This window comes from Pontibacter sp. LHS1 (genome assembly GCF_058932855.1).
The window spans coordinates 503201-515267 of record NZ_JBZYWF010000002.1 but is presented as its reverse complement, the minus strand read 5'-3'; the positions used below and the strand labels follow the sequence as shown (position 1 = coordinate 515267).

Sequence of the window (12067 nt, the reverse complement as noted above, 5' to 3'; positions counted from 1 at the left end):
GTAGAATAACTTCTTTCCCAAATATAACGAATGATTAATTACGGATGAATAATGATTAAGTAATGCATAATGACGAATGATTAATGCAGAATAGTTTAATCTGTATGAAATAAGTAGTTAAGACAATAGGTAGCTCTAAGAATTTAGAGAGTTTTTCCATTCTGCTTAATTCGTAACTCCATAATAATTGATCATTCATTATTACGCATTAATCATTCGTCATTATGCATTACTATAGCAACTATTCCTGATATTCATTAGTTTTGTAGGTAAATCCAGAATTAGAGAGATGTTTGATAATTTAAGTAACAAACTAGACCGCGCCTTTAAAACCCTTAAAGGCCAGGGAAGCATCACAGAAATCAACGTAGCTGCCACCATCAAAGAGGTACGCCGTGCCCTGGTGGACGCCGACGTAAACTATAAAGTAGCCAAAACAGTAACCGACAAGATCAAAGACGAGGCCATGGGCCGCGATGTGCTGATCTCCGTGTCGCCTGGCCAGTTGATGGTGAAGATCGTGTACGAGGAGCTGACGGAGCTGATGGGTGGCCAGAAGCAGGATATCAACCTGAAAGGCGAGCCGGCTATCATCCTGATCGCGGGTCTGCAGGGTTCTGGTAAAACAACCTTTACAGGCAAGCTGGCAAATTACCTCAAAAAGCAGGGCCGTAGCGTGATGGTGGCTGCCTGCGACGTGTACCGTCCGGCTGCGATCAACCAGCTGCAGGTGCTGGCCGAGCAGGTAGGAGTAGAGGCCTATACCGAACTGGAAAACAAGAACCCGGTTCAGATTGCCCTCAACGCCGTTGCCCACGCTAAAAAGACAAACAAGAAAGTAGTCATCATTGACACCGCTGGTCGTTTGGCCGTGGACGAGGCGATGATGAAAGAAATAGCCGAGATCAAGGCTGCCGTGAAGCCAACCGAGACATTGTTCGTGGTTGACTCCATGACGGGTCAGGATGCGGTGAACACAGCCAAGACCTTTAACGAGCGCATCAACTTCGACGGCGTCGTGCTGACCAAGCTTGACGGTGACTCACGCGGTGGCGCTGCCCTTTCTATTCGTGCTGTAGTAGAGAAGCCGATCAAGTTTATCTCTACCGGTGAGAAAATGGAGGCGCTGGACCTGTTCTACCCGGATCGTATGGCCCAGCGTATCCTCGGCATGGGTGACGTGATCTCCCTCGTAGAGCGTGCGCAGCAGGCCTTCGACGAGGACGAGGCGAAGCGCATCAACAAAAAGATCCGCAAAAACCAGTTCAACTTCGACGACTTCCTGACCCAGCTCGAGCAGATCAAGAAAATGGGTGATATCAAGGACCTGGTGGGTATGATCCCGGGTGTAGGCAAAGCCCTGAAAGATGTGGAGATCGATGAAGGTGCCTTCAAACCAATTGAAGCGATCATCAAATCCATGACGCCGCAGGAGCGTGAGAACCCAGACATGATCAGCGGCAGCCGCCGTGCCCGTATCGCCAAAGGCTCCGGTACGGACATCACCCAGGTGAACAACCTGATGAAGCAGTTCAACGACATGCGCAAGATGATGCGCTCCATGAACAAGATGGCCGGTACCAAAGGCGGTATGGCCAACCTTGCCAAGATGATGGGCGGACGTCGCTAAGCGATTCTGGAGATACAGCAAAAGGGCTGAGCAATTGATAGCTCAGCCCTTTTTTATTTTAGGAGCTGTCCGTGTGTGCAGTTTCAGTATACCTGCTTGTTTTCCTTGCTGGCCCAGCGTCTGAATGCCTCCTGTGCTTCTTCCCGGAGCATCTGTTCCATGGGGATAAAGCGGTCCGGTGCATCTTTATCTATCTCGTCGTAAATAAACTGGTCATCAAAACCCACTGCAGCAGCATCGGCCTTGGAGTTGGCATAGTATACCTTGCGCGGGCGGGCCCAGTAGATGGCACCGAGACACATGGGGCAGGGTTCACAACTGGTGTACAGCTCACAGTCTGTCAGCTGGAAAGTGCCGAGCGCCTGACAGGCTTTGCGTATGGCATCTACCTCGGCATGGGCAGTTGGGTCGTTGGTCGCCAGCACATTGTTATACCCACGGGCGATGACCTCACCATCACGCACGACCACAGCACCGAAAGGACCGCCGAAACCTGCTTCCATTTTCTCCAAAGAAAGCTTGATCGCTTCCCGCATAAAGTTTTTCTGTTCTTGTGTCATATGATTAGCTTCACGCTGCAACATACGTAATCGGGCTAGCGTCTGGTTAAAGGGCTGCGAATTTTAATCCTTGACTTTCTGAGGGGAAGCTGCCAGAATTGTTAGTCAGAAGCTTATCCAAATTTCTATTAGATAAGTATATATAAAAGCAATAGCTTACACTACACTTGTGCATTTTAACGCATACTCGTAGTGCAAGCTATTCTAGCTGTTGCTGCTTTACTATTAGGAGAGCAGCCGGTATTTTAATTGATGAAACATCTACTTATGTAAGTATATTGTTTTATTATTGTATTATTATGGCCTTCTAATGCTAAATACGAACCCTGTTTGGTATTAGTTTTGAACAGTCTAAATACGTAAGTATATTTTCGGAATAAACATTGATAACAGGAACTGCCTGATAGCAAATGATTAATTAACTGTATGATAACAAATATTAGTTTGCCTTTTTTACGGTTTTCCAAATTTAGGGTGCTTCTTCTGAGATGGGGTACTTTTGTACTTTTTTTCTGCATGCTCAGTGCCTGCACCGCCACGCGCGAACAGGAGATAGAAGGGGACGTGAACGAGTTTCGGTCCTGGGTAAATGCCCAGACAAACAAACTGGAAGAGCGAACAGAAGAAGACTGGAAGAGAACAAAAGAAGACTTTAAGCGGCGCACGGAAGAGCTTGATCGTAAGCAGGAAAGCTTCTCTGAGAAGTTGAGAGCCGACTATCAGCAGATCAAAGCCGACTTCAAAGCCCGTGAAAAAGAGCGCGACAGGCTGGCAGGCAATCAGGCCGAGCTAACGAAGTGGGAGCGCGACCTGCTGGGGCAGTATGCCAACGGCACCTCCCTGAGTGCCGAAAATGTGGAGCAAGCTTATAAAAACTTTATGAGCAATGTGCGGGCCCGACATAAGACCTGGGACCAGCAGGACTGGGAGATGGCGGCCTCTGTGCTGGATGAGTTGAGCCAGCGCAAAGAGGCTTTCGGCGAACTGCCCGATGAAACAGAAGTGCGCATCAAAGCCCTTCAGATGGAATTTGTCGCCTTGAAAGAAAGCGAAACAGCCAACGAGTAACACCCTATTAACCGCATACACCCTATGGCCAACCTAGAGAACTTAAACCCCGAGTTATACCTTGTCAAAGCCTTTACAGAACAGCCGAACGGAGGCAATACGGCTGGCGTCGTGCTTTTTGCTGACAAGCTTTCACATGAAAGACGCCAGAAGATAGCCGCCATGCTGGGGCTTTCAGAAACAGCTTTTGTGTCAGCCTCTGATGTAGGGGATGTGAAAGTCGAGTTTTATACGCCCATAAAGCAGATTCCGCACTGCGGTCATGCGACGGTAGCTGCTTTTAGTTTGCTGTGGAAGAAAGGGCTGCTGCTCAATGGCAGCGCAGTGAAAGAATCGATAGAAGGCCCACGGCAGATCAGTTTTGAAGGAGGCAAGGTATACCAGGCGCAGCTGCCGCCACAATATACACCTATTGAAACCGCAGATATCAATCCGCATCTGATCGCCGCAGCGCTTGGGCTCCCAGAAGGTTTCGTTTTCCCGTCAGTGCCCGTCATCGCCAGCACAGGAGTTCCTTTTTTGCTTATACCTATACCTGACGAGGACACCCTGCATCACCTCCAACCGGATCAGGAGCTTGTTCGCTCGGTCTCAGACAAGGCGGGTTTGGTAGGCTTCTACGCATTCACGACGGCTACGCCGCTCGCTGACGCGAGTGCCCGTATGTTTGCCCCGAGCTACGGTATACCTGAAGAGTCTGCCACCGGTATGGCAGCGGGGCCGCTTGCCTGCTACCTGCACGATTATCTGCAGCAGCAAAAACCAAACTTCCTGATACACCAGGGTTATCACATGCGCCATCCGTCACCAAGTCAGATCGAAGTGATGCTGCAGCTTGACGGAGAAGGACACATCACAGGCTTGCGTGCCGGGGGGCACGGGCTTGTGATCAGGCAGATGGAGTTAGGAGATTTTTAGTGCTGGCTACCTTAGCCACTGCTGCCGCAGGCGGGTGATCTGCCGGGCATGGTGGTCAAAGTGGTCCTGCAGAAAGGCCAGTGTTTGGGTAACCGTGAGCATACCTGCATACGGGTGACGAAAAACACACTTATCCAACATTGGACGCGGAAGCTCGGTCAAAGTGTCTTCGAGCTGGTAGCGGGCTGCGTCCCATTGTATGCGCAGGGAGTTCAGGCTCGCATGTGCCGGTACTTTCGCCACTGCGGCAGGAGCCTTGAATTTCATGCCCGAATGAAGTGCAACACGAAGCAAGAGAGAGCGGAGTGTATGCGCCAGCGAGGCCGACTCCAGGTCTTCTTCCTGCACTTTGCGCTGTATGTAGCTGTTGGTCAGTTGCTCTACCTGGATCAGGTGGGCCACAGTCTGGTTGATGGACCACTTACCAGTAGCGGCGGGCCGGTTCAGGAGCTCTTCATCCAGGCCCTCGAGCTCGCCGATCAGTCGGTTGCGCGACTCTTCCAGTTTTAAGTATCGGCTTTCAAGCACAGGATTCATCAATTGAATGTGGCTAAATAGTGTCGTGTTCATAGATAAACGTAGGTGTAGGTCGATTATTGAATGCCAATCTACATAAATTTCTGATTAATGCAACGTGGTATGCTATTTTTTTATCTCTAAATAGCTGATAATAAGGCTGGTGGTTTAATATGGAGTAAAATATATAATTGGATAAGTTCAACTTTAAAAAAAGAAAGGAAGAGATTTCTTTTCTTTGCAAAAAAGAATCAGACAGCATGGAGATGACTAATGACCCGGTAGGGGCTGCTATACAGGACTTTATGGCTGGAAACCGCGAGGCAAGCATCGTGGTGGAAAGTAACCTGACCGAAGACGACGAAATAAAAGTAGCATACCTGTTTCGCACATTTGACGAGATGCCGGAATTGGAACTGCTGGCGCTGGAGCAGTGCCGCGGACGTGTGCTGGACGTAGGCGCGGGTGCCGGTTGCCATAGCCTGGCGCTGCAGGAGCGTGGGGTTGATGTAACAGCGCTCGATCTGTCAGCCGGAGCGGTGCAGGCATTACGGGAGCAAGGTATACGTAAGGTAGTGCAGCAGGATATTTTTAAATTGAGCGGTGAGCGTTACGACACGCTGCTGCTGCTGATGAACGGAATAGGTATAGCCGGTGACCTGGAGGGGCTGGAACGCTTCCTGGAGCATGCCAAAACAATTCTTAATCCTGGTGGGCAGATCCTGCTCGAATCGTCTGATATACTCTATATGTTCGAAGAAGAGGACGGATCCGTGCTGCTCGATCTGAATGCCGGCTATTATGGTGAGGTGATGTATAACATGCGCTTTAAGGAGCATCAGACTGGCCAGTTCAAGTGGCTTTTCATCGATCCGGCCATACTGGAAGACTACGCTACTGACCACGGCTATACCTTCGAACAGCTTTACGAGGGCGAGTACGGCAACTACCTGGCCCGACTCGTGCTGCAGCCTGCTTAGCAATGCCCTGCCTGCCTTTCCTAAATCCTGGAGTACGCTTTGCCGTATGGGATTACTTAAGGGAAACAGAAAGCAGGTATGCAGAAAAAGCTTAAAACAACCTGGGAACTCACTAAGCTGACTTTTAAGAAGTTCTTCGACGACAATCCGCTGGATTACGCCGCGATCATCGGCTTTTACACCATTTTCTCATTGCCAGCCGTGCTCATTATAACCATCCGGATTGCGGGTGCTGCTTTTGGGCAGGATGCAGTGCGGGGGGAGGTAGTCAATCAGATCGGCGGCATTATGGGGCGCAACAGCGCAGCCCAGGTACAGAGCATTATCGAAAATGCCAGTCAGTCGGAGTCAAGCACTATTGGAACCATCGTGGGCGTGCTGGTAATGGCTTTTAGTGCGACTACCGTGTTTGTAGCGCTGCAGGACTCGCTCAATGCCATGTGGAAGGTGAAAGCAAAGGCAGATAAAGGTCTTATGAAACTGGTACTCGGGCGTATCCTATCGCTGGCGCTGGTGGTCAGCTTCGGGTTTCTGCTGCTCGTCTCACTTTCTATTGACGTGGTGCTGGGCCTGGTATATGATTACCTGCGGCAGGAGCTGTCAGGTATAGCGGTATACCTGGTCACAATTGGTAATATACTGGTATCCATTGCCATTGCCTCCGTTATCTTTGCGGCCATCTTCAAAGTGTTGCCCGACGCCAAAATTCGCTGGCCTAATGTATGGGTGGGCGCTCTGGTCACAGCCATACTGTTTACCCTGGGCAAGTACATCCTCAACATCTACTTTCAGCATGATCCGCTGGCCGACACCTACGGCGCTGCCGGCTCACTTGTTCTAATCCTGGTTTGGGTGTACTATACCTCCATTATTTTCCTGCTTGGCGCAGAGTTCACACAGGTATACTCAGAAGAGCACGACCAGGGTATAAGGCCCTCCGACACAGCTGTGAAGGTAGAGAAGCAGGAGGTGGAGGAAGATGAAGAAACCGGTAAGGTGGAGGTTAAGCGGAAGTCCGGCTTGAACTAAAGCAAGCACAGTTGGCAGGAGTTAAACAATTTCTGACTTAAGCGTATAAACAGGCAGTAGTAAATGAACGCTGAGAAACCACAACAGAAATTAAAAAGTCTATACCTATGAAAAACTTCAAACCAGTATTCGCAGCCTTTGCGCTACTCTCCCTGTTTCTATTCAGTTGCCAGGAGGGTGGTTCTGATACCACAGAATCGCAAGATAGCAGCACCAATGCTGTGGAAACACAAAATAATGGCTCGAATGACACGGAATCACAGCATGGCGAATCCAGTTCCGTAGCATCTGGCACGTATCAAGGCAGTGTGAAGAAAGTAGAACCTGAAAGGACAGAGATCTATGTGGAAACTGACGATAACCAAACACTAGAACTTTATTTCAGAGAGACTACTAAGCTGACCAGAAACGGTGAGCCAGTCGCTTTCGATCAACTGCGGGAAGGCAATAGAGTAGAGGTGCAAGTCGAGAACGAAGGCGACCGCCTCAACCCGATTGCTGTAAGAATACTGGATTAGAAACAGGAATGCGCTGCGGCCTGAACGCAGGCAATCGCTTTTAGTTTGCGTTCTGAGAGCTTTAAAAAGAATTACTGTGCGTTCCTAGCTAGCAACTTTACGCTGGAAGCACTTGGTTCTTTCCATAAAGTCTCTATCAAACATAAAACGCCCCCTGACTCAAAAGTCAGGGGGCGTTTTATGTTTGGAGGAAGCGGATTAAGCTTTCTTATACATTACTTGCTTCACCGCATCAATCGTGCGTTCCACATTTGGAAGCGAAGCCTCGATCAGGGTAGGCGCATAAGGAAGTGGCACGTCACGGCAGGTTATACGCTTCACAGGGGCATCCATGTAATCGAATGCGTTGCTCTGGATATGGTAAGCCAGCTCAGCAGAGATAGAGGCCAGTGGCCATGCTTCTTCTACTACCACCATGCGGTTGGTTTTCTTCACAGACTCGATCAGCGTTTTGTAGTCGATCGGGCGCACAGTGCGCAGGTCGATTACTTCCGCATTGATACCATCCTTGGCCAGTTCTTCAGCAGCAGCCAGGGCCACTTTCATCATCTTGCCAAACGACACGATGGTCACGTCAGAGCCTTCGCGCTTGATGTCGGCCACACCAATCGGAATCAGGTACTCTTCTTCAGGCACCTCGCCTTTGTCGCCGTACATCTGCTCAGACTCCATGAAGATCACCGGATCGTTGTCGCGGATGGCAGTCTTCAGAAGGCCTTTGGCATCGTATGGGTTAGAAGGAACTACTACTTTCAGACCAGGCGTGTTTGCGTACCAGTTTTCGAAGTTTTGGGAGTGCTGAGAAGACAGCATACCCGCACTACCAGTTGGGCCACGGAACACCATCGGGCAGGAGTACTGACCACCTGACATAGACATCATTTTGGCGGCAGAGTTGATCACCTGGTCAATGGCTACCAGTGAGAAGTTGAATGTCATGAATTCTATGATAGGGCGCAGGCCATTCATAGAGGCTCCTACGCCAATGCCGGCAAAGCCAAGTTCGGCGATAGGAGTGTCAATCACGCGCTCCGGACCAAATTCGTCCAGCATGCCCTGGCTCACTTTGTAAGCACCATTGTATTCGGCTACTTCCTCGCCCATCAGGAATACGCTCTTGTCGCGGCGCATTTCCTCTGACATGGCTTCACGAAGGGCTTCTCTAAACTGTATACTTCGCATATATGTGTTAAAATCTCGGTTCAGTTGGTAAAATTAAGATAAGTCTGTCAATTTGCAATGTATAGCACGTAACTTATCGTATCATCGCTTCCCGGAATGCCTGTTTACCGTGATAGGCGGCAAATTCAGGATCGTCGAATGCGCGCTCCATGTAGCTGCGGTCCTTTTGAATGGCCCGGCGCAAATGGATGCGCACCATGCCCTCGTTCTGCTGACGAGCACCCACGATGGCCAGTGAGTAATGCGCCAGCGGATCATCCTGCTTTAACTCCAGGGCTTTTTCATAATAGTCTCGTGCTCCCTCGTAATTTTCTTTAAGCAGGTAACTCAGCCCCAGGTTCATGTTGGTCTGGTAATCGTCGCCGGAATAGGTCAGGCTGCGGATGGCCTCGTCGTAAAGGCCCATTTCCATTTCGAGGGCGGCTTTGTCGGTGAAGATACGGTGCAGAAGTTCCTGCTCACCACCCAACCGGATGGCGTAATCGTAGATCTGCAGGGCTTTTTCGCGTTCGCCGCGGAGGTGATAGGCACTGGCCAGCGCATAATTCACTTCAGCTGTCGGGTTGCGGAAACCAGCGAAGTTCAGGTTATGAATGGCCTTGTCGAGCAGCGCTTCTCTTGCCTTCGTGCGATATTCCTTGCGGGCCATTTCGGTATACACCACGCCCAGGTTATAGTAAGCAGGCCACTTGTCGGTCGTCTTCACGGCAGCTTCGTACAGCTTGCGGCGTTCCTGCAACAGGGGAGTAAGGGTGGCGGCATACTGCAACTCGTCTGCCGTCAGCACATCAGCGCTGGCAGATTCGTCGGCGATGCGGCGGGCCAGCAGGTATAGCTCGTAATCTGACTTACGGGCACGGTTATAGTCCACCTCCACACGGGCAAAGCGCATGGTCGGGTAGATGTACTTGCGTACGTAGTCGAAGGCTGCACTCTGCTGCAGGGCATCTGCTTTCTGCTTATCGGAGCCAGTACCTTGCAGTATCGTGGCCACCTCCTGCTTTTGCGCCTTCGGCAAAGCCGACTTGTTCACGCGCTCCAACAAGGTTGCCCAGTCGGTTGGCTCTGTTTCCGTACTGATCTCTACCTTCTTGCCCGAGTAGTCGAGTAGACTTACCTTGTTGCGATAGTAGTCGGCAAGCGCTTTAGCGCGTTTCTGTGCCAGGTCAGTGTTTTTTTCGTTTGGCGCCTGGCTACCAATCACCTTGATGGTCTGCCGCTTCACGGTGTCCATGGCGTACTGGTCCAGGACGGGCAGGTTCTCACCCAGGTAGTTTTTGGTGGCAAACTGGTTCTCATCGAAGTAGAACAGAATACTGGCTGGGCCTTCGGCAATTGTTTTGTAATTATCAGGTACATAGGTATAGTCGTTGCTGCGCACCATCAGCAGGGCTGTGGTGTTGAGACCAGTTGCTACCTGCTCTTCCTGGGTGTAGGCCACCCGGTCACGTTTGCGCTTGTCGATAGCGGTACCCTGCACCAACAACCGGCCTTTGTTTTTGTGGGGGGCGTAGGGGAAGGCGAACTCCTGTGTGATGGTCGGACGACGGTTTTCGTAGAGATAGTTGCCGATATCGAAGTTGAGAGCGCCCAGGTGCTCGCGCTGCTGACCGGCGGCTTCGTATACCACATCGATCTTATAACGGTAGTCCTGATTGTTTTTCAGCATCTTCTCAGGCAGGGTGGCTTTTAGCTCAAATACCACTTCTTCGCCGTTTGCTACAAGTGGGTTTGGTGTCACTTCAATTTCCTGCTTTTCGGCTTGATTTACCATGCGCTGTAGGGTGCAGCCTGTGTTGGCTGTGAGCATAACAACAGCCAGGGGCAGGAACAAAGCAGCGTTTTTTTTGTTGTGTTTCATACCAGATTGGGGTAACCAACGTAAGATATAGCTGGGGGCATGCGTTATACCACTGCAATGCCACGATTTTTGTCAATTATTTTTGATGGAAATCCATAAATTTCCTACTTTTAAAATTAAATCAAACGAAAGTGAAAAGGCTACAATACTTTATCGAATCTCAGGCTTTTGGTGTCTGCGCCATGTTGGGTGAGAAGCTTGGCATAGCCTCTAGCAGCATCCGTCTGTCCTTTATCTACATTTCGTTTTTCACACTGGGCTCGCCGATCATCCTGTACTTCATCATGGCCTTCTGGATGAACGTAAGCAAGCACCTGCGCCGTGAGCGTAGCACCGTTTGGGACCTATAGTTCCCGCACCGTGCGTCGCTGGCGCACAAAGTACTGCCACACAATACTTCCTCTGTAAACGCCCGTCATAGCCGGAAAAGTACCTTTCAGCTGCTGTTCTTTTCTGCGCTGCCGCCAGTACTTGTTGTTGCGGAGTATCGCAACGTGTGCATCAAGTACCGCTTTAGCATCGGCTCGCTGCCCCGCCAGCAGCATACGCAGGGCCGCTACCCAGTCGAGCAGGATGCGGATAACAACAGTTGAAAACAGCTCCCCGGCTGGCAGGTTTTTGTACAGCAAGGCCATGCCGTTGCGGAAGTTCAGGTAAGTTTTGCGCGGATTGGACTTGTGCAGCGTACCGCCTCCTACATGGTATACCTGGCTGTGGCCGTTGTACATCACCTTATACCCTGCGTTTTTGGCGCGCCAGCAAAAGTCGATCTCCTCCATGTGCGCAAAAAAAGCTGGCTCCAGTCCGCCAAGACCATGATACACATTGGCCCGCACGAACATACAAGCGCCTGTCGCCCAGAATACCTCCGCCACATCATTGTACTGCCCTTCGTCTTCTTCCAGCGTCTCAAACAGGCGCCCACGGCAAAAAGGATAGCCTAGGGAATCCAGCATACCGCCGCCTGCGCCGGCATACTCAAAAAAGTCAGGGTGTTGCTGCGAAACGATCTTAGGCTGGCAAACGGCGATGTTCTCGTCGGCTTCCATTAACTGGATGATCGGCTCGGTCCAGCCTGGCGGCACGTCCACATCAGAGTTCAGCAGCACGTAGTACTTGGCATCGATCTGGCGCAGGGCAATGTTATACCCTTCGCAAAAACCGTAGTTGTCGTCGTTTTGGATGATGCGCACCTGCGGAAAGTGCTCCTGTAAGAAAGGAATAGAGCCATCGGTAGAGGCATTGTCGGCCACGATGACCTCGCAGCCGGAGCTGTTGGCCACTACCGAGGGCAAAAACTCCTGCAGATAGCGGAGTCCGTTCCAGTTAAGTATTACAATAGCCGTTAGGCTGGGATTAGAGGCCAAAGTTTCCTAGATCTAAACCGGGGATATTAGGTAAAAGGCCTTCTGTGCTCTTCTTCATTTCTTCAGCTGCACGCTCACCCGCTGTCAGCATGGCGTTGTTCACGGCAGCCACCACCAGGTCATTCACCATGTCGCGGTCATTCACGTTCATGATGGAATCATCGATTTCAATCTTGAGGAGCTTGCGCTGCCCATTCACGGTCGCTTTCACGAGGCCCGCCCCCGACTCGGCGGTCACGGTAATGTGCTGCAGGTTATCCTGCGCTTCTTTCATTTTGGCTTGGACTTCTTTCATCTTGCCCATCATGCCCATCATATCAAACATAGTCTATCTTCTTTTTGGTGTACTGTACAGGTATAAACGTCCCCCGATGCCGAGGGGTATACAAATATACAAGCATATCTTGAATTAAGGGAAAAATGGTGTCGGCGAGATGA

Annotated in this window: 13 protein-coding genes; 7 read left to right on the top strand and 6 right to left on the bottom strand. The window is 50.6% G+C overall.

From position 1 onward, the window contains the following. Nucleotides 1-289: 289 nt before the first annotated feature. Nucleotides 290-1630, top strand: a complete 1341-nt coding sequence (gene ffh, locus AC5FXQ_RS06635) for a signal recognition particle protein (RefSeq protein WP_493601706.1) — start codon at nt 290-292, stop codon at nt 1628-1630. A gap of 83 nt (nt 1631-1713) precedes the next feature. Here the strand turns inward: ffh and AC5FXQ_RS06630 are convergent, their stop codons facing one another. Next, entirely contained in the window at nt 1714-2190 is a 477-nt protein-coding gene (locus AC5FXQ_RS06630; RefSeq protein ID WP_493601705.1) for a nucleoside deaminase, read from the bottom strand. 516 nt (nt 2191-2706) lie between these two features. Here AC5FXQ_RS06630 and AC5FXQ_RS06625 point away from each other — a divergent pair. Beyond that, complete coding sequence (locus tag AC5FXQ_RS06625; RefSeq protein ID WP_493601704.1) at nt 2707-3258, top strand: hypothetical protein; 552 nt, start codon at nt 2707-2709, stop codon at nt 3256-3258. A 24-nt stretch (nt 3259-3282) separates the two neighbouring features. Then, entirely contained in the window at nt 3283-4176 is an 894-nt protein-coding gene (locus AC5FXQ_RS06620) for a PhzF family phenazine biosynthesis protein (protein WP_493601703.1), read from the top strand. Nucleotides 4177-4182: 6 nt separating this feature from the next. Here AC5FXQ_RS06620 and AC5FXQ_RS06615 read toward each other — a convergent pair whose 3' ends face one another. Continuing rightward, entirely contained in the window at nt 4183-4746 is a 564-nt protein-coding gene (locus tag AC5FXQ_RS06615; protein WP_493601702.1) for a DinB family protein, read from the bottom strand. Between the two features lie 206 nt (nt 4747-4952). Between AC5FXQ_RS06615 and AC5FXQ_RS06610 the strand changes: the two genes are divergently transcribed. The 3 genes from AC5FXQ_RS06610 to AC5FXQ_RS06600 all read left to right on the top strand — a co-directional run bounded on the left by AC5FXQ_RS06610 (nt 4953) and on the right by AC5FXQ_RS06600 (nt 7219). Continuing rightward, a complete protein-coding gene (locus AC5FXQ_RS06610) occupies nt 4953-5672 on the top strand; it encodes a class I SAM-dependent methyltransferase (protein ID WP_493601701.1) in 720 nt (239 codons plus the stop codon). 78 nt (nt 5673-5750) lie between these two features. Beyond that, entirely contained in the window at nt 5751-6701 is a 951-nt protein-coding gene (locus tag AC5FXQ_RS06605) for a YihY/virulence factor BrkB family protein (RefSeq protein WP_493601700.1), read from the top strand. Nucleotides 6702-6808: 107 nt separating this feature from the next. Continuing rightward, nucleotides 6809-7219, top strand: a complete 411-nt coding sequence (locus tag AC5FXQ_RS06600; protein ID WP_493601699.1) for a hypothetical protein — start codon at nt 6809-6811, stop codon at nt 7217-7219. Between the two features lie 198 nt (nt 7220-7417). Here AC5FXQ_RS06600 and AC5FXQ_RS06595 read toward each other — a convergent pair whose 3' ends face one another. Together AC5FXQ_RS06595 and AC5FXQ_RS06590 are read right to left on the bottom strand one after the other, a co-directional pair. Continuing rightward, complete coding sequence (locus tag AC5FXQ_RS06595) at nt 7418-8401, bottom strand: pyruvate dehydrogenase complex E1 component subunit beta (RefSeq protein ID WP_493601698.1); 984 nt, start codon at nt 8399-8401, stop codon at nt 7418-7420. Nucleotides 8402-8474: 73 nt separating this feature from the next. Continuing rightward, on the bottom strand, nt 8475-10262 hold the full coding sequence (locus AC5FXQ_RS06590) for a tetratricopeptide repeat protein (protein WP_493601697.1): 1788 nt from the start codon (nt 10260-10262) through the stop codon (nt 8475-8477). A 131-nt stretch (nt 10263-10393) separates the two neighbouring features. Between AC5FXQ_RS06590 and AC5FXQ_RS06585 the strand changes: the two genes are divergently transcribed. Beyond that, on the top strand, nt 10394-10612 hold the full coding sequence (locus AC5FXQ_RS06585) for a PspC domain-containing protein (RefSeq protein ID WP_007654962.1): 219 nt from the start codon (nt 10394-10396) through the stop codon (nt 10610-10612). On the opposite strand, the gene AC5FXQ_RS06580 is transcribed toward AC5FXQ_RS06585, so the two are convergent. Beyond that, entirely contained in the window at nt 10607-11629 is a 1023-nt protein-coding gene (locus tag AC5FXQ_RS06580; RefSeq protein WP_493601696.1) for a glycosyltransferase family 2 protein, read from the bottom strand. The genes AC5FXQ_RS06585 and AC5FXQ_RS06580 overlap by 6 nt on opposite strands. Continuing rightward, nucleotides 11619-11954, bottom strand: coding sequence for a YbaB/EbfC family nucleoid-associated protein (locus AC5FXQ_RS06575; RefSeq protein WP_493601695.1), 336 nt, complete (start codon nt 11952-11954; stop codon nt 11619-11621). The genes AC5FXQ_RS06580 and AC5FXQ_RS06575 overlap by 11 nt, the downstream gene beginning before the upstream one ends. Between the last annotated feature and the right edge of the window lie 113 nt (nt 11955-12067).

What these genes read in the sequence shown, in the direction of transcription:
- AC5FXQ_RS06630 (WP_493601705.1), bottom strand. Translation starts at nt 2,190, where the DNA reads ATGACACAAGAACAGAAAAACTTTATGCGGGAAGCGATCAAGCTTTCT.
- AC5FXQ_RS06575 (WP_493601695.1), bottom strand. Translation starts at nt 11,954, where the DNA reads ATGTTTGATATGATGGGCATGATGGGCAAGATGAAAGAAGTCCAAGCC.
- AC5FXQ_RS06595 (WP_493601698.1), bottom strand. Translation starts at nt 8,401, where the DNA reads ATGCGAAGTATACAGTTTAGAGAAGCCCTTCGTGAAGCCATGTCAGAG.
- AC5FXQ_RS06600 (WP_493601699.1), top strand. Translation starts at nt 6,809, where the DNA reads ATGAAAAACTTCAAACCAGTATTCGCAGCCTTTGCGCTACTCTCCCTG.
- ffh (WP_493601706.1), top strand. Translation starts at nt 290, where the DNA reads ATGTTTGATAATTTAAGTAACAAACTAGACCGCGCCTTTAAAACCCTT.
- AC5FXQ_RS06615 (WP_493601702.1), bottom strand. Translation starts at nt 4,746, where the DNA reads ATGAACACGACACTATTTAGCCACATTCAATTGATGAATCCTGTGCTT.
- AC5FXQ_RS06590 (WP_493601697.1), bottom strand. Translation starts at nt 10,262, where the DNA reads ATGAAACACAACAAAAAAAACGCTGCTTTGTTCCTGCCCCTGGCTGTT.
- AC5FXQ_RS06625 (WP_493601704.1), top strand. Translation starts at nt 2,707, where the DNA reads ATGCTCAGTGCCTGCACCGCCACGCGCGAACAGGAGATAGAAGGGGAC.
- AC5FXQ_RS06605 (WP_493601700.1), top strand. Translation starts at nt 5,751, where the DNA reads ATGCAGAAAAAGCTTAAAACAACCTGGGAACTCACTAAGCTGACTTTT.
- AC5FXQ_RS06620 (WP_493601703.1), top strand. Translation starts at nt 3,283, where the DNA reads ATGGCCAACCTAGAGAACTTAAACCCCGAGTTATACCTTGTCAAAGCC.
- AC5FXQ_RS06610 (WP_493601701.1), top strand. Translation starts at nt 4,953, where the DNA reads ATGGAGATGACTAATGACCCGGTAGGGGCTGCTATACAGGACTTTATG.